This window comes from Microbacterium oleivorans (genome assembly GCF_001691565.1).
GTDB classification, from domain to species: domain Bacteria; phylum Actinomycetota; class Actinomycetes; order Actinomycetales; family Microbacteriaceae; genus Microbacterium; species Microbacterium oleivorans_B.
The window spans coordinates 1,358,921-1,374,996 of record NZ_MAYO01000003.1; the positions used below are offsets into that span (position 1 = coordinate 1,358,921).

The following is a 16,076-nucleotide window of genomic DNA, read 5'->3' on the forward strand; positions in this document are numbered from 1 at the left end:
GGGTCAGTTGAACCTCGTGGGAGGGGTGTACGGCTCTTCACGGACGAAGCGCGCACCCAGGAGTTGACGGACGGCGGCCTCGCCCACCCGTTCGATCCCGCCGGGGCGGGGCCCGCGAGCCGGCTCCGGTGCGGGACGCGGCGGAGGCGGGGAATGGACCGGCACCGGGGCGTCGGCATCCACCGGCGGCGGAACATCGTCCTCGTCGTCGTCGGGAGCTTCAGCGGGGAGGACGTCACCCTCGCGTTGGACGGTGAGCGTGCGAACCGGCGCAGGCGCGGCATCCTCCGGCTCGTCGTCCACCGGGAATTGGGCTGACGGACCGCCGTCGTCCGAGGGGATCGGCGCGACCGCCCACTCTGTCACCGGCGCGGCGGCGGCGGGCGCGGACCGCGGGGCCGCCGCGGGACGGGATGCCGCGGCAGGGGCGACGCCGTATCCGCCCTCGGGCGCGTCGGGCTCGGGCGGCACGTCAGGACCGACGCCCCCGGGCGGCGGCGGCGTGGGGTCGGTGTCATGGCGGGTGAGGTACTTCACCCGCACGCCGAGCACCGACAGGATCGCGCTGCGGAGGTCCTCGCTCGGCCCCTTGCCCGCGGACAGCTTCTTGAAGGACTGCACGTCGGAGTGGCTCTGGAAGGACAGCGTCAGGATGTCGCTCTCGGCGTAGGCGACCGGACGCGACGCCGTTGCGATCATCCACGAGGTGCGGCTGATGTCCTCGAGCCGGCGCAGGATCTCGGGCCACGAGTCGCGGATCTGCTCGAAGGTGACCGGGCCGGTCGGGACCGGCGGCTCGGGGGATGCGACGGGCTCAGGCGACGCCGGCTCGGGCGACGCGACGGGTGCCGAGGCGGGAGCCGGTGCCGAGGCCGGAGCCGGAGCCGGAGCCGGAGCCGGAGCCGAGGCTGGCGGAGTCGCCGCGGGGCGGGACGCAGCCGCCGGCGGCGAAGCGGCGGGAGCGGCCACCGGAACGGACGCTGCGGGTGCCCCGGCATCCGTCGCCGCGAGGACGCGCGCGACGAGGAGCTCCAGCTGCAGGCGGGGCGAGGTCGTGCCGGTCATGTCGTCGAGGGCCGTGACCACGAGGTCGGCGATGCGCGAGAGGCGGTCGGTGCCGAAGGCCGCAGCCTGGCGAGCCATGCGCTCGAGCTCGTCGATGGGCACGCCGCGCAGCACGGCGCGGGCGCCCTCGCCGGTCGCGGCGACGATGATGAGGTCGCGCAGGCGCTCGAGCAAGTCGTCGACGAAGCGTCGCGGGTCCTGACCGGTCTGCACGACGCGGTCGACGGCGCCGAACGCGGCCGCGGCGTCGTGCGACGAGAAGGCGTCGACGACCTCGTCGAGCAGCTCGGCGTGCGTGTAGCCGAGGAGCGCGACGGCGCGTTCGTAGCCGACGGCGCCGTCCTCGGACCCGGCGATGAGCTGATCGAGCAGCGAGAGCGTGTCACGGGGCGACCCGCCGCCGGCGCGGACGACGAGGGGCAGCACGCCCGGCTCGACCGAGACGCCCTCGGTGGCGCAGAGCTGCTCGACGTACTCGAGCATCGCGGCCGGCGCGACGAGGCGGAACGGGTAGTGATGGGTGCGCGAGCGGATCGTGCCGATGACCTTCTCGGGCTCGGTCGTCGCGAAGATGAACTTGACGTGCGCGGGCGGCTCCTCGACGAGCTTGAGCAGCGCGTTGAAGCCCTGCGCCGTGACCATGTGGGCCTCGTCGAGGATGAAGATCTTGAACCGGTCGCGGGCGGGCGCGAAGACGGCCCGCTCGCGGAGGTCGCGCGCGTCGTCGACGCCGTTGTGGGATGCCGCGTCGATCTCGACGACGTCGAGGGACCCGCCACCGCCGCGGCTGAGCTCGACGCACGAGTCGCACGTGCCGCACGGGGTGTCGGTCGGACCCTGCGCGCAGTTGAGGCAGCGCGCGAGGATGCGCGCCGACGTCGTCTTGCCGCAGCCGCGGGGGCCGGAGAACAGATAGGCGTGGCCCACGCGGTCGCTGCGAAGCGCCGTCATGAGCGGCTCGGTCACCTGGCTCTGCCCGATCATCTCGCCGAAGGTCTCCGGGCGATAGCGGCGGTACAGAGCGGTGGTCACCACAACAGACTACGGCGTGGCACCGACATCCGATCCGGCGCCCGCCCCTCGACCGCGGCGGCGATCGCGTCGCGGTCGGCACCGGCCGCAAGCATCGCCGCCAGCAGGATGCGGGCCTGCCCCGGGCGCAGCGTCGGCGAGTGCAGCGCACCCGCGGCGGCGAGGTCGGCTCCGCCCCCTCCCCCGCCGTACGACGGGACGAGCAATCCCCGCGGCACGCGGCTCGACACGATGACCGGGATGCCGTCCGCCACCGCATCGCGCACCGCGGCGACGACCGTGGGGGTCGTGTTCCCCGACCCGAGCGCCTCGAGGACGATCCCGTCGGCACCGGCGGCGAGGCTCGCACGCACGTGGATGTCGTCGGCGCCGGGCGGGAGCGCGACGACGTCGACCCGGACCGCGGAGACGTCGCCCGTCGCGTGCGGGGGCGTCGCGGCATCCCGTCGCGCATGACCGAAGGCGTCGGCGCGGTCCGTCGTCAGCTTCGAGAGCCCCCAGGTGGAGAGGATCCGCCCGCCGAAGGCGACCCATACGCCGGGAACGGCGGCGCGGGTCGCCGCCAGCGCGACGCGGATGTTGTCGGGACCGTCCGAGGCCGGGTCGTCGGCGGTGAACTGCGCGCCGGTGAAGACGACGGGGACCCGTGGGTCGCCGACCTGGATCGCCGCGAGCAGCGAAGTCTCCTCGAGGGAGTCCGTCCCGTGCAGGACGAGGACGCCGCGCACGGCGTCGTCGGCGACGGCGACGGCCACCGCGTCGACGATGTGCTGCATATCCGCGAGGGTGAAGGTCGCCGAGTCGGCGGCGAGCGCGTCCACGACCCGGACGTCGTCATCGGGAGCGAGCCCGTGGAGCAGAGCGCCCCCGCCGAGGACGGGAGCGCTCGATCCGTCCGGCGACCGGCGGCTCGCGATGGTGCCGCCGGTCGCGATGACGACCAGGTGCTGTGCGCTCACGCGCCGCCCTCGTCGGTGCGCTGGAGCGCGGCGATCGTTCCGGTCTGCTCGGCCGCCAGCGACCGGATGCGGTCACGCAGCAGGAACCACCCGCCGATGAGCGCCGGCACGATGACGATGAGCGATCCGACGGTGAACGTGCCGATCGGGAAGTCCAGCGCCATGAGGACGATGACCGAGGCGAGGAACACGAGCGTGATCCATCCGGTCCAGGGCGCCCCCGGCATCCGGAACGAGGGGCGCTCCATCACACCGGCGCTCGCCAGCCGCTGCAACTTGATCTGGCAGAGGATGATGACGCCCCAGGCGCTGATGATGCCGAGCGCCGACACGTTCAGGGCGATCTCGAACGCCTGCGACGGCACGACCGCGTTCAGTACGACCCCGAGCAGGGTCACGGCCGCGGTGACCGCGATGCCCATGTAGGGCACGCCGGCGCGGTTCATGCGCATGAGCGGTGCGGGAGCCGAGCCCGTGACGGCCATGGAGTGGAGGATGCGGCCGGTCGAGTACAGCCCCGCGTTCAGCGACGAGACCACGGCGGTGAGGACGACGAGGTTCATGATGACGTCGGCCCCTTCGACGCCGATGGAGCCGAAGAAGGTCACGAAGGGGCTCTCGCCGGACTTGTAGCTCGTGAACGGCATGAGGAGCGTGAACAGCAGCACCGAGCCGACGTAGAAGACCGCGAGGCGGAACACGACGGCGCGGATCGCCTTCGGCATGATCGTGCGCGCGTTCTCGGTCTCGCCCGCGGCCGTGCCGACGAGTTCGATCGACGCGTAGGCGAAGACGACGCCCTGCACGACGATGAGGGCGGGCAGGATGCCGTTGGGGAAGACACCGCCGTTGTCGGCGATCAGGTGGAAGCCGGGAGCGGTCCCGGCGACGGGGGTGCCGGTCACGACGAAGAAGATGCCGACGACGAGGAAGGTCACGAGCGCGGCGACCTTGATGATCGCGAACCAGAACTCGAGCTCGCCGAAGACCTTGACCGACAGCAGGTTCATGGCGAGGACGAGGACCAGTGCGACGAGGGCGAACACCCACTGCGGGATGCCGGCGAGCACCGGCACGTACTGCTTGAAGAAGTTCATGTAGAGCGCGACGGCGGTGACGTCGGCGACCGAGGTCATGGCCCAGTTGAGCCAGTACATCCAGCCGGCGGCGAAGGCCATCTTCTCGCCGTAGAACTCCCGGGCGTAGGAGACGAACGAGCCCGTCGACGGGCGGTGGAGGATCAGCTCGCCGAGCGCGCGCATCACGAGGAAGGCGAAGACGGCGCAGACCGCGTAGACGAGGACGAGAGCGGGGCCCGCCGTCGCCAGCCGCCCGCCGGCCCCCATGAACAGGCCCGTGCCGATCGCACCGCCGATGGCGATCATCTGAATCTGACGCGGCCGGAGGCCCTTGTGGAAGCCCGCGCCTTCGGCCTGCGCGATCGAGGCCGTACGGAGCATCGCGGCATCCGTCTTCGAGGAGGTGGACTCCGTCGTCATGGGTTCTCGCTTTCGTTGCCGCGCGGCATCGTCGCCGCCCGGGATGTGATATCTGCCTTACAGGTTCGGGAACACTGAACACCCGGATTCCGCTCGAGTCAAGTTCCGGTCGCAAAGAAATCGGAAATCTGTCTGATAGGTTTGCGCCGTTCGCCCCTCGAGGAAGAGACCGACATGACGATGACGCGCACCGAACACGATCTGCTCGGCCCCGCAGAGATCCCCGCCGACGCGTACTGGGGTGTGCACACCTCCCGAGCCCGCGACAACTTCCCTGTGACGGGCGTCCCGATCGGCACGTACCCGTTCCTGCTGCGGGGTCTCGCGTTCGTCAAGGAGGCGGCCGCCCTCGCCAACCGGGATCTCGGCCTCTTGGACCCGGCACGCGCCGACGCCATCGCGACGGCCTGCCGCGAGATCCGGGGCGGTGCCCTCGCGGACCAGTTCGTCGTCGACGTGATCCAGGGCGGCGCCGGGACCTCGACGAACATGAACGCGAACGAGGTCATCGCCAACCGCGCCCTCGAGATCCTCGGGCACGCCAAGGGCGAGTACGCCCACCTCCACCCCAACGATCACGTGAACCTCAGCCAGTCGACCAACGACGCCTACCCCACGGCCATCGACGTCGCGCTCGTCGAAGGCGTCGACGGACTGGATGCCGCGATGGGCGTCCTCCACGACGCGTTCGCGGCCAAGGCCGCCGAGTTCGGCGGGTACGTCAAGATCGGGCGCACGCAGTTGCAGGATGCCGTCCCGATGACGCTCGGCCAGGAGTTCGGCGCGTTCGCGGTCATGCTCGACGAGGACCGGCTGCGCCTGCGCGAGTCGGCCCGGCTGCTGCTCGAGGTCAACCTGGGCGCGACCGCCATCGGCACGGGGCTCAATGCGCCGGCCGGCTACGGACCGCTCGCCGTCTCGCACCTCGCCGCGCTCACCGGCCGCTCGTTCACCCCCGCGACCGATCTCGTCGAAGCGACGCAGGACCCGGGCGCCTTCGTGCATCTGTCGGGCATGCTCAAGCGCATCGCCGTCAAGCTCTCGAAGACGTGCAACGACCTGCGGCTGCTGTCGTCGGGTCCGCGCGCGGGCCTCGGCGAGATCACGTTGCCCGCACTCCAAGCCGGATCGAGCATCATGCCAGGGAAGGTGAATCCCGTCATCCCCGAGATGGTGACGCAGGTCGCCTACACGGTGATCGCCGACGACCTCGCCGTCACCCTCGCCGCCGAGGCTGGCCAGCTGCAGCTCAACGCCTTCGAGCCGGTCATCGTCCGCGCCCTCTCGCAGAGCATCGCGCACCTGACCGCCGCGTGCCGCCTGCTCGCCGAGCGGTGCGTCACCGGCATCCAGGCCCGTCCCGATGTGATGGCCGCACGCGTCTCCGACTCGATCGGGCTGGCGACCGCGCTGAACCCGCTCATCGGGTACCGCGCGGCGACCGAGGTCGCCGGCGAGGCGTTGCGCTCGGGTCGCTCGGTTCCCGACGTCGTGCTCGAACGGGGCCTGCTCGACCCGGCCGAGCTCGCGGCGGCGCTCAGTCCCGAGAAGCTGGTCCCTACGGCGTCAGCGGGCTGACGACGCGCTCGACGGCGCCGAGGTGCGCACGCATGGCCTCACGCGCCTCGATCGCCGACCCCAGGCCGATCGCTTCGGCGATGGCGCGGTGCTCGCGGGACGACGGTTCCCGGCGGTGGGCGATGAGGTTGACGACGCCCGACTGGTGGCTGAGGGCGTCGCGGATGTCGCCGACCGCTCGCGCGAACACCGCGTTGCCGGATGCCTCGGCCACGAGCACGTGGAAGCGCGAGTCGAGCTCGACCCACTCGGTCGGGTCGGTTGTGGCATCCATGCGATCGCAGAGGGCGACGAGGTCGGCACGCTGCTGCTCGGTCCGGCGTTCGGCGGCCAGGCCTGCCGCGGGGACCTCGATGTGCGGACGGGCCTCGCTGAGGTCGCGCGGGGAGAATCCGCCGTAGCCGAGGGCGAGCGCCGGCCGATCGGAGGCGACGTAGGTCCCGCTGCCGGTACGGGTACGGGTCAGGCCGAGTGCCTGCAACGAGCGGAGCGCTTCGCGCACGCTCGGACGGCTGACCCCGTACTGCTCGGCGAGCGCGGCCTCGGAGGGCAGCCGGTCCCCCACGCCCAGGCGGCCCGCCACGATGTCCTCGCGGAGACCGTCGAAGACGCCGTCGGCGGCGCGGGCGCCGACGGACGGCGCGCTCATCGAGCTCCCCCGGTCCGCCTCGTCACGCTTGCCATCCGGTCAGCCTAACGGGCGTGCGGCCGGGCCGGTCGAGCCGGGGAACACCGCCCCCGCGCTCGGCGTTGCAACGACCATGTCCCCCGCGCCCGTCGACGTTCTCGTCATCGGTGCCGGGCAGGCGGGCCTCAGTGCCGCGTATCACCTCCGTCGCCGCGGCTTCGTCCCTCTCGGCGACGCGGGCGGCTCCGCGACCTTCGTCGTGCTCGACGCCGAGTCCGAGCCCGGCGGGGCGTGGCAGCACCGCTGGCCGACCCTGCGCATGGGAACGGTGAACGGGATCCACGAACTGCCGGGCTACGCGGTGCCGCCGGCCGATCCGCGCGCCCCCAGCCGGGAGGTGCTGCCGGCCTACTTCGCCGCGTACGAGGACCGGTACGACCTGCGCGTGCGCCGCCCCGTCCGCGTCCGCGCCGTCGCCCGCGCCGATGACGATCCGCGCGGGCCGCTGACCGTCGAGGCGGAGGATGCCGACGGGACGGTCTCGTGGTCGGCACGGTACGTCATCAACGCGACCGGAACGTGGCGGAAGCCGTTCTGGCCCACCTACCCCGGTCAGCGCTCGTTCGCAGGGCGCCAGTTGCATGTGCACGACTACCGGTCCGCCGAGGAGTTCCGCGGTCGGCGCGTCGTCATCGTGGGCGCCGGGGTCTCCGCCGTCCAGCTGCTCGACGAGATCTCGCGGGTGACCGACACGTTCTGGGTGTCGCGCACGGAGCCCCAATGGGACGCGACCGGCTTCGACACCGCCGCCCGCATCCAGGCCATCGCAGGCGTCGAGGAACGCGTGCGCCAGGGGCTCCCGCCCGGCAGCGTCGTCTCGGTCACCGGCGCGCATTGGTCGCCCTGGGCGGAGGCCGCGGAGGACCGCGGCGCACTCGTCTGGCACCCGATGTTCTCCGCCGTCGAAGCGGACGGCGTACGTATGCCGGACGGCACGCTCGAACGCGCGGATGTCATCCTCTGGGCCACCGGTTTCCGCGCCGACATCGCGCACCTCGCGCCGCTGCGGCTGCGCACGACCGCCGGCGGGGTCCGCGTGCGCGACACCCGCGCGATCGACGAGCCGCGCCTGTTCCTGATCGGGTACGGCCCGTCGCAATCCACGGTCGGCGCCAACCGCGCCGGACGCGACGCGGTACGCGTGATCGTCCGCGATCGCGCCGCCGGCTGAGCTCAGACGCGCGCCGTGGCGTCCCCGGCATCGATGGTCGGGATCTGCTGCGTGCGCGTGTCGGGCTCTTCCCGAGCCTCTTCCGCGGCATCCGACGATGTCGTGTCCGCCGTGACGACCGGTACCGTGCCGGTGTGCACGGGAACGGAGGTCGCCGCCGTCGCGTCCGGAACCGAGGCGGACAGGAGTGTGCCGTCCTCGCGGAGCTGCTCGCCGATCTGCTGCAGCGTGGGCCGGCCCGGGATGACGGGGCCCTGGCCCTCGAGCGGCACGGTCACCGTCTCTCCGCCCATGACCGTGTACCCGGCGCCGCGGACCGTGAAGGACACGGCGTCGCCGTCACCGGCGCTGACGGTCATCTCGTCGCGGCGGACGGTGATCCGCAGACGCGTGCCGTGCCAGTGCAGCGTGTACGACAGCGACGGCCAGTCCACCGGTAGACGCGGATCGAAGGTCAGCGCACCGCGGTGGTCCCGCATGCCGCCGAAGCCCGCGACGAGCGCGGTCCAGACACCGCCCGCGGAGGCGACGTGCACGCCGTCCGACGCGTTCTCGTGCAGATCCCCGAGGTCGACGAAGGCCGACTCGCGGAAGTACTCCAGCGCGAGGTCCTGGTAGCCGACCTCCGCCGCCAGGATCGCCTGGACGACGGCGGACAGCGTCGAATCGCCCGTCGTCAGGGCGTCGTAGTACTCGAAGTCGGCGAGCTTCTCGGCGGGCGTGAACTGGTTGCCCTGCAGGAACAACGCCAGCACGACATCGGCCTGCTTGAGCACCTGGTAGCGGTAGATGACGAGCGGGTGGAAGTGCAGCAGCAGGGGGCGCTGCTCCGCCGGGGTGTTCTCGAGATCCCACACCTCACGCTCGAGGAACACGGCATCCTGCGGGTGGATGCCGAGAGCCTCGCTGTAGGGGATGTGCATGGCCTCGCCGGCGCTCTGCCACGCGAGCGGCTCGGCTTCGTCGAGGTCCAGCCGCTCGACCATGGCTCGGTAGGCCTCCGGCTGATCGATGGCCATCTCGCGGACGACGCGCGCCGCGTACCGGAGGTTGTAACGCGCCATGACGTTCGTGAAGAGGTTGTCGTTGACGACCGTCGTGTATTCGTCGGGACCCGTCACCCCGTGGATGTGGAAGCTCTCGGGCTCGCCGGTCTCGGTGAAGCGCCAGAAGCCGAGCGTCGCCCACAGACGCGCCGTCTCGACGAGGATGTCGACGCCCTCGCGGTACAGGAAATCGGTGTCGCCCGTCGCGCGCACGTACTTGCCGAGGGCGAAGGCGATGTCGGCGTTGATGTGGTACTGGGCGGTGCCCGCGGCGTAGTAGGCCGAGGCCTCCTCGCCGTTGATCGTCCGCCAGGGGAACAGGGCGCCCGCCTCGTTCAGCTGCCCCGCGCGCTTGCGAGCCGCGGGGAGCATGAGGTAGCGCATGCGGAGCGCGTTCCGCGCCCAGAGGGGCGTCGTGTACGCGAGGAACGGGAGGACGTAGACCTCGGTGTCCCAGAAGTAGTGGCCGCTGTAGCCGGAACCGGTGACACCCTTCGCGGGCACGCCGAGCGAATCGGCACGGGCGGCCGCCTGGGCGAGCTGGTACAGGCACCAGCGCGTCGCCTGCTGCAGGTCGTCGTGCCCCGCGATGACGACGTCCGAGCGCTCCCAGAACGCCGAGATCCACGCCTCCTGACGGTCGAACAGGTTCTGGATGCCTTCGTGCTCGACCCGGTCGAGGGTGCGCCGGCCGCGCTCGACGAGCTCGCGGGCGGGGACCCCGCGGGACGTGTGGTAGGCGACGGCCTTCGTGATCGTGACGGGCACGCCCTGACGGGCCTGCACCCGGAACACGTTCTTGGCGATGTCCGGCTCGATGAGCACCCGGGAGGAGTACTCGTTCTCGGTCTCGACGAGGTGATCGGCGACGACGGCGACAGTCATGCCGGACTCCGTCACCTTGTACGACAGGGCGGATCGATCACCGTCCTGCCAGTACTCCTCGGGCTGCAGCACACGGCCGTTGAACCCGTCGGCCTTGCGCGGGTCGAACCCCGCCTCGGCCTTCGCGCCGTGCGCGGCGCCGCCGTAGACGTCCTGGCCGTCTTGACGGTTGATCAGCTGGCAGCTGACCGTGACGGGGGCGTCGGCGTTGAGGACGGTCACGGAGATCCGCATGACAGCGACGTGCCGCTCCTCGAACGAGACCAGGCGCTCGTAGTCGATGACGACGTCCTTGCCGCTCGGCGTCATCCAGCGGACGTGACGCGTCTGGACACCGCGACGCATGTCGAGGGCGCGCTCGTACTCGCGGAGGTCGGCGATGTCGAGGGAGAGCGGCTCGTCGTCGACGTAGACGCGCATGACCTTGCTGTCCGGTGCGTTGATGATCGTCTGCCCCACCTCGGCGAACCCGAAGGCGCGCTCGGCGTGCCGAATGGGGAACACCTCGTGGAACCCGTTGAGGAACGTGCCGTGCTCGTGCGCGTGGCGCCCCTCGGGGTGATTGCCCCGCAGACCCAGGTAGCCGTTCCCCTCGGCGAAGATGGTCTCGGTGACGCCGGGATCATCGAGCGAGAACGACGTCTCGACGAGACGCCACGGGTCCACGGGGAAGCGCTGACGATCGATCATGAAGGGTCCATTTCGGGAGACAGGACGAGGAGTGAACGGGCTGCGGGAGCTCTGACGCGTCAGACGAACACGGCGAGGTCGTCGACGACGACGTGAGCCCCGGCCTCGCGCAGGGCGGCTTCCCCTGCGCCGCGGTCGACACCCACCACGAGACCGTACCCGGCGGCGGCGGCCGAGCGCACGCCCGAGTGCGCGTCCTCGACGGCGGCGCTTCGCGCCGGATCGACGCCGAGCATCTCGGCGGCGCGGGCGAAGACGTCGGGGGCGGGCTTGGACTCGAGATGCTCGGTCTCGGCGACGACGCCGTCCATGACGACCGGGAAGCGGTCGATGATGCCGGCGGCGGTGAGAACCTCGCGGGCGTTCTTCGAGCTCGAGACGACCGCGATCGGGATGCCGGCGGACCGGAGCTTCTCGACGAGGGCGAGCGACCCGGGGTAGGCGGCGATACCGTCGGCGCGGAGGACTCGCTCGAAGACGACGTTCTTGCGGTTGCCGATCCCGCACACGGTGTCGGCGGACGGGTCGTCCGCAGGGTCGCCCCACGGGACCTCGACGTCGCGGGAGCGCAGGAGGCTCGCCACGCCGTCGTAGCGCTTCTTTCCGTCGAGGTGCTCGAAGTAGTCGCCCTCGGCGTAGGCCGGTTCGATGCCCCAGGCCGTGAACAGTTCGGTGAACATGCTCTCCCAGGCGTGCATGTGGACCTCGGCGGTGGGCGTCAGCACGCCGTCGAGGTCGAAGAGGACGCCGTCGAAACGGGTGAGGTCGGGGAGGTCGGCCATCGTCACCGGACCAGCGTATCCGTCACGCCGTCGCGATCGCGTGAGCCTGGCGCGCGATCTCGAGCTCCTCGTCGGTGGGGACGACGAGGACGGTGACAGGTGAATCATCGGTCGAGATGACCCGGATGCCGCGCTCGCTCGACGCGTTGCGCTCGGCATCCAGTCGAACTCCCGCGAAGGCGAACGTCTCGAGCGCCGCCGCGCGCACCACGGCGGAGTTCTCGCCCACGCCTGCCGTGAACGAGATGACGTCGGCGCCACCGAGTTGCGCGAGGTAGGCACCGATGTAAGCGCGGAGCCGGTGGATGTAGACGTCGAAGGCGAGCTGCGCGTCGGCATCCCCCTCCCGGCGGCGTGTGTCGATGTCGCGCATGTCCGAGGCGCCGGCGAGGCCGAGCAGGCCGCTCCTCTTGTTCAAGAAGGCGTCCAGATCCCCCGGAGTCATGTCCTCGCGCCGGGCGAGGACGCCGAGGACGGAGGGGTCGATGTCACCGGACCGCGTCCCCATCACGAGGCCTTCGAGCGGCGTCAGCCCCATCGACGTGTCGACCGATTCGCCGCCGCGGATGGCCGTCGCGGAGGCGCCGTTGCCGAGGTGGAGCACGATCTGCGAGAGCTCCGAGACGGGCCTGCCGAGGAAGGCGGCCGCCGCCTCGCTGACGAACTTGTGGCTCGTGCCGTGGAAGCCGTACTTGCGGATGCGATGCTTCTGCGCCGTCTCGCGGTCGATCGCGTACGTGTACGCCGCCGCGGGCATCGTCTGGTGGAAGGCGGTGTCGAAGACGGCGACGTGAGGGACGTCGGCGAAGGCCGCCCGAGCTGCCCGGATGCCCTGGAGCGCGCCCGGGTTGTGCAACGGCGCGAGGGCCGACAGTTCATCGATGTTGATCTCGACGAGGGGCGTGACGAGGGTCGGCTCGAAGAAGCGCGCACCGCCCTGGACCACGCGATGGCCGACGGCGACGGGGCGAGCCTTCTCGAGCGACGGGCCGTGCGCGGCGAAGGCCTCGAGCATGACCGCGAAACCCGCCGTGTGATCGGGGATGGGCCGCTCGATGTGCGAGGTCGCCTTCGTCGCCGCGACCGAGGTCCCCTCCCCTCCGAGGAACACCGTGTGACTGGCCGCACCGGCGGCCTCGCCGATGCGTTCGACGAGACCCGAGGCGAGCGCGCGCTCGGTATCGACGTCGACGAGCTGGTACTTGAACGACGACGAGCCGCTGTTGATGACGAGGACGGGGCTCATGCGCGGGTCTCCGGGGCGACGGCATCCGTCGCGTTCTGTGCCTGGATCGCCGTGATGGCGATCGTGTTGACGATGTCCTCGACGAGGGCACCGCGGGACAGGTCGTTGATGGGCTTGTTGAGTCCCTGCAGGACCGGTCCCATCGCCACGGCGCCCGCCGAGCGCTGCACGGCCTTGTAGGTGTTGTTGCCGGTGTTGAGGTCGGGGAAGACGAAGACGGTCGCTCGACCCGCGACGTCCGATTCCGGCATCTTGGTCGCGGCGACGGCGGCGTCGGTCGCCGCGTCGTATTGGATGGGGCCCTCGACGAGGAGCTTCGGCGCGCGCTCGCGCACGAGCGCGGTCGCCTCGCGGACCTTCTCGACGTCGGCGCCGGAACCGGACTCCCCCGTCGAGTACGAGAGCATCGCGACGCGCGGGGAGATGCCGAACTGGTCCGCTGTCGCCGCGGACGAGACCGCGATGTCGGCCAACTGCGCGGCGGTCGGGTCGGGGATGACGGCGCAGTCGCCGTAGACGAGCACGCGGTCGGCGAGCGCCATGAGGAACACGCTCGAGACGACGTCGACACCCGGCTTCGTCTTGATGATCTCGAAGGCGGGGCGGATCGTGTGCGCCGTCGTGTGCGCGGCGCCCGACACCATGCCGTCGGCGAGCCCCAGATGTACCATCAGCGTGCCGAAGTAGGAGACGTCCGTGACGGTGTCGGCGGCCTGGCGGAAGGTGATCCCCTTGTGGGCACGGAGCCGCTCGTACTCGCGGGCGAACTTGTCGACGTGGACGGCGTCGAACGGGCTGAGCACCTCGGCGCCCTGGATGTCGAGCCCCAGCTCGAGAGCGCGCGCGCGCACCTCGATGGGCTCCCCGAGAATCGTGATGTCGGCGATCCCGCGTGCGAGCGCGGTGGCGGCGGCGCGCAGGATGCGGTCGTCGCTCCCCTCGGGCAGAACGATGCGACGACGCTCGCTCCGGGCGCGCTCGATGAGGCCGTACTGGAACATCAGCGGCGTGACGACGTTCGAGCTCGCAAGGCCGATGCGGCGCAGCAGATCGTCGGTGTCGACGTGCTGGTCGAAGAGCGACAGTGCCGTGTCGTAGCGGCGCTGCGAGTGGGCGGCGAGGCGACCGCGCGCGCTCATGATGCCGCGGACCGTCTCGTACGTGCCCTGATCGGTGGCGAGGATGGGGAGATTCGAGTCGAGACCGTCGATGAGACGCTCGACGTGTTCGGGCAGCTCGAATGGTCCGTAGAGCACGATGCCCGACAGCGAGGGGAACGTGCCGGACGCATTGGCCAGCAGAGCCGCGAGGAGCACCTCGGTGCGGTCGGCTGCCACGGCGAGGATCGCCGCCTCTTCGAGGCGCGGCAGGACGTTGTTCAGCGACATGCCCGCCACGACGACGTGCAGCACCTCTCGTTCGAGGAGGTCCTCGTCGCCCTTCATGAGCGTCGCGTCGAGCGACCGCGCGACGTCGCGGACCGAAGGCGCGACGAGGTAGGCGTCCTCGGGGATCGCCCATACGCCGATGTCCCCCTCGGCCGCCGGGACTCGTCGAACGGCGGCGACGATGTCGTCGAGACGATCCGGATCGGCGCGGTTCACGACGACGGCGAAGATGCCGGCACGCTCGTGCTTGAGCTCCGCCAAGGCGAGGGTGGCGAGGTTTCCCACCTGCTCGGGCGACAGACCCCCGGCATCCGTCGACCGCTCTCCGTCGGCGGGCTGACCCGACAGGACGACGAGGACCGGAGCGCCGAGGTTCGCGGCGATGCGCGCGTTGTAGCCCAGCTCGGCGGGGCTCCCCACGTCGGTGTAGTCGCTGCCGATGATGACGACCGCGTCGCACTGCGCCTCGACGGCCTTGTACCGTTCGACGATGCGGCCGAGGGCGGCCTCCGGATCGGCCCGGACCTCGTCGTAGGTGGCGCCGATGCACTCGTCGTAACCGAGGTCGACGCCGTCGTGGTCCAGGAGCATCTCGAGGACGTAGTCGCGCTCCTCGGTGGAGCGGGCGATCGCTCGGAACACCCCGACGCGCGGCGACCGACGACTCAGGGTGTCGAGGACACCCAGGGCGATCGTCGACTTGCCGGAGTGACCTTCGGCGGACGTGATGTAGATGCTCTGAGCCACACTCCCAGCCTAGGCTCGCGGCCCATGCGCCGGCTGGGTGACGTCCCATCTCGTCGAACGGGCGCCCGGGCAAAGAAAGACTCTCCGCGAACCCGGCAGAGCCTGGTTACCCTTGCTACGTTTCCGTCCTGGGGGAGTTGGCCTGGATGCCGTCTCGCGGAGAGCTGCTGCAAGTCTACCCGACGTCAGCCGTCCCCCTGCGACGCCGGGTTAGCATCGGTGCTGGCGCGCTGCTGCGCCGACCGCGTGAGGGGGACGGATGACCGACGACCAGACGACCATGACGGCGCCGGGAGGTGCGACCTCGGGGCGCGCCGCCGCCCGGGTCGACGCATCCGTGTTCTCGGAGACGACCGCCGCCCTCGTCGAATCGGTCTCGAAGGTCATCGACGGCAAGCCGCACGCCGTGCGTGCTGCGATCGTCTGCCTGCTCGCCGAAGGCCACCTGCTCATCGAGGACGTCCCCGGAGTCGGCAAGACGATGCTCGCACGCGCCCTCGGCAACTCGATCCAGGCGACCGTCCGACGCATCCAGTTCACGCCCGACCTGCTGCCCAGCGACGTGACCGGCGTGAGCGTCTACGACCAGTCCGAGGGCCGGTTCGACTTCAAGCCCGGCGCGATCTTCGCCCACATCGTCATCGCCGACGAGATCAACCGCTCGTCCCCGAAGACGCAGTCCGCGCTCCTCGAGGCGATGGAGGAGCGTCAGGTGACCGTCGACGGCACGAGCCGTCCCCTGCCCGACCCGTTCCTCGTCGTGGCGACGCAGAACCCCCTCGAGATGGAGGGCACGTACGCCCTCCCCGAAGCGCAACGGGACCGGTTCATGATGCGTATCTCGATGGGGTATCCGGATGCCGAGAACGAGGCGCTCATGCTCCGCCAGCGCGACACCGGCAACCCGCTCGATGCCGTTCTGCCGGTCATCACCGCGGAGCGCGTCGCCGCCCTCATCGCCTGGGCTCGGACCGTTCACGTCTCGCCCGCCGTCGAGGAATACGCCGTCGCACTGTCGCGCGCGACGCGCGAACACGGCGATCTGCGCCTCGGGGCCAGCCCGCGCGCCACGTTGCAGCTCATCCGCGCGGCGAAGGTGTGGGCGGCGTTGGAGGGGCGCGAGTACGTCATTCCCGACGACCTCGTGACGCTGCTCGAGCCTGTCTTCGCGCACCGTCTGATCGCCGCCCGCGGCGCGGCGGTCTCGCGCGGACGCGGCGGTGTGGATCTCGTCGCGTCGGCACTCGAGCAGGTCGTCCGCTCGGTGCGGGTCCCCGTCGCCGCTCGCTGAGCGGACGTT

Annotated in this window: 11 protein-coding genes and 1 other RNA gene; 3 read left to right on the top strand and 9 right to left on the bottom strand. The window is 71.0% G+C overall.

Annotated elements, in window-relative coordinates; genetic code table 11:
• Nucleotides 1-3 precede the first annotated feature (3 nt).
• From BBA86_RS09355 to BBA86_RS09365, 3 genes are read right to left on the bottom strand one after another with little or no spacing between them, the layout of a single operon-like run.
• On the bottom strand, nt 4-2,097 hold the full coding sequence (locus tag BBA86_RS09355; protein ID WP_189318446.1) for a DNA polymerase III subunit gamma and tau: 2,094 nt from the start codon (nt 2,095-2,097) through the stop codon (nt 4-6).
• The gene (locus BBA86_RS09360) at nt 2,094-3,056 is read right to left on the bottom strand and encodes an asparaginase domain-containing protein (RefSeq protein WP_065571317.1); all 963 of its coding nucleotides are present in this window, start codon (nt 3,054-3,056) and stop codon (nt 2,094-2,096) included. Before BBA86_RS09360 ends, BBA86_RS09355 begins: the two co-directional genes overlap by 4 nt.
• Nucleotides 3,053-4,555, bottom strand: coding sequence for an amino acid permease (locus tag BBA86_RS09365; RefSeq protein ID WP_065571318.1), 1,503 nt, complete (start codon nt 4,553-4,555; stop codon nt 3,053-3,055). The genes BBA86_RS09360 and BBA86_RS09365 overlap by 4 nt, the downstream gene beginning before the upstream one ends.
• A gap of 174 nt (nt 4,556-4,729) precedes the next feature.
• On the opposite strand from BBA86_RS09365, the gene BBA86_RS09370 reads away from it, so the two are divergent.
• A complete protein-coding gene (locus tag BBA86_RS09370) occupies nt 4,730-6,133 on the top strand; it encodes an aspartate ammonia-lyase (protein ID WP_065571319.1) in 1,404 nt (467 codons plus the stop codon).
• On the opposite strand, the gene BBA86_RS09375 is transcribed toward BBA86_RS09370, so the two are convergent.
• Nucleotides 6,114-6,782 carry a FadR/GntR family transcriptional regulator gene (locus BBA86_RS09375; RefSeq protein WP_065571320.1) on the bottom strand — a complete coding sequence of 223 codons (669 nt, stop codon included), beginning with the start codon at nt 6,780-6,782 and terminating at the stop codon, nt 6,114-6,116. The genes BBA86_RS09370 and BBA86_RS09375 overlap by 20 nt on opposite strands.
• A gap of 112 nt (nt 6,783-6,894) precedes the next feature.
• Here BBA86_RS09375 and BBA86_RS09380 point away from each other — a divergent pair, with 112 nt between their 5' ends.
• Nucleotides 6,895-7,992, top strand: a complete 1,098-nt coding sequence (locus BBA86_RS09380) for an NAD(P)-binding domain-containing protein (protein ID WP_065571321.1) — start codon at nt 6,895-6,897, stop codon at nt 7,990-7,992.
• Between the two features lie 2 nt (nt 7,993-7,994).
• On the opposite strand, the gene BBA86_RS09385 is transcribed toward BBA86_RS09380, so the two are convergent.
• From BBA86_RS09385 to ffs, 5 genes are all read right to left on the bottom strand, one after another.
• Nucleotides 7,995-10,613: a glycoside hydrolase family 65 protein gene (locus BBA86_RS09385; protein WP_065571322.1), complete on the bottom strand. Its 2,619-nt coding sequence runs from the start codon at nt 10,611-10,613 to the stop codon at nt 7,995-7,997.
• Nucleotides 10,614-10,672: 59 nt separating this feature from the next.
• Nucleotides 10,673-11,395, bottom strand: coding sequence for an HAD family hydrolase (locus tag BBA86_RS09390; RefSeq protein ID WP_065571323.1), 723 nt, complete (start codon nt 11,393-11,395; stop codon nt 10,673-10,675).
• 22 nt (nt 11,396-11,417) lie between these two features.
• Nucleotides 11,418-12,641 (bottom strand): acetate/propionate family kinase, encoded by a 1,224-nt coding sequence (locus BBA86_RS09395; protein WP_065571324.1) that lies wholly within the window; start codon nt 12,639-12,641, stop codon nt 11,418-11,420.
• The gene (gene pta, locus BBA86_RS09400; protein ID WP_065571325.1) at nt 12,638-14,776 is read right to left on the bottom strand and encodes a phosphate acetyltransferase; all 2,139 of its coding nucleotides are present in this window, start codon (nt 14,774-14,776) and stop codon (nt 12,638-12,640) included. Before pta ends, BBA86_RS09395 begins: the two co-directional genes overlap by 4 nt.
• Before the next feature lie 72 nt (nt 14,777-14,848).
• An RNA gene (ffs, locus tag BBA86_RS09405) (signal recognition particle sRNA small type) lies at nt 14,849-14,945 on the bottom strand.
• A gap of 90 nt (nt 14,946-15,035) precedes the next feature.
• Between ffs and BBA86_RS09410 the strand changes: the two genes are divergently transcribed.
• Nucleotides 15,036-16,067: an AAA family ATPase gene (locus tag BBA86_RS09410; protein ID WP_189318447.1), complete on the top strand. Its 1,032-nt coding sequence runs from the start codon at nt 15,036-15,038 to the stop codon at nt 16,065-16,067.
• The last annotated feature ends 9 nt before the right edge of the window (nt 16,068-16,076 follow it).

Bases quoted from the DNA above. Each gene is read 5' to 3' on its own strand.
- BBA86_RS09370 (WP_065571319.1), top strand. From the start codon at position 4,730: ATGACGATGACGCGCACCGAACACGATCTGCTCGGCCCCGCAGAGATC.
- BBA86_RS09385 (WP_065571322.1), bottom strand. From the start codon at position 10,613: ATGATCGATCGTCAGCGCTTCCCCGTGGACCCGTGGCGTCTCGTCGAG.
- BBA86_RS09395 (WP_065571324.1), bottom strand. From the start codon at position 12,641: ATGAGCCCCGTCCTCGTCATCAACAGCGGCTCGTCGTCGTTCAAGTAC.
- BBA86_RS09410 (WP_189318447.1), top strand. From the start codon at position 15,036: ATGACCGACGACCAGACGACCATGACGGCGCCGGGAGGTGCGACCTCG.
- BBA86_RS09380 (WP_065571321.1), top strand. From the start codon at position 6,895: ATGTCCCCCGCGCCCGTCGACGTTCTCGTCATCGGTGCCGGGCAGGCG.
- BBA86_RS09375 (WP_065571320.1), bottom strand. From the start codon at position 6,782: ATGAGCGCGCCGTCCGTCGGCGCCCGCGCCGCCGACGGCGTCTTCGAC.
- BBA86_RS09365 (WP_065571318.1), bottom strand. From the start codon at position 4,555: ATGACGACGGAGTCCACCTCCTCGAAGACGGATGCCGCGATGCTCCGT.
- BBA86_RS09390 (WP_065571323.1), bottom strand. From the start codon at position 11,395: ATGGCCGACCTCCCCGACCTCACCCGTTTCGACGGCGTCCTCTTCGAC.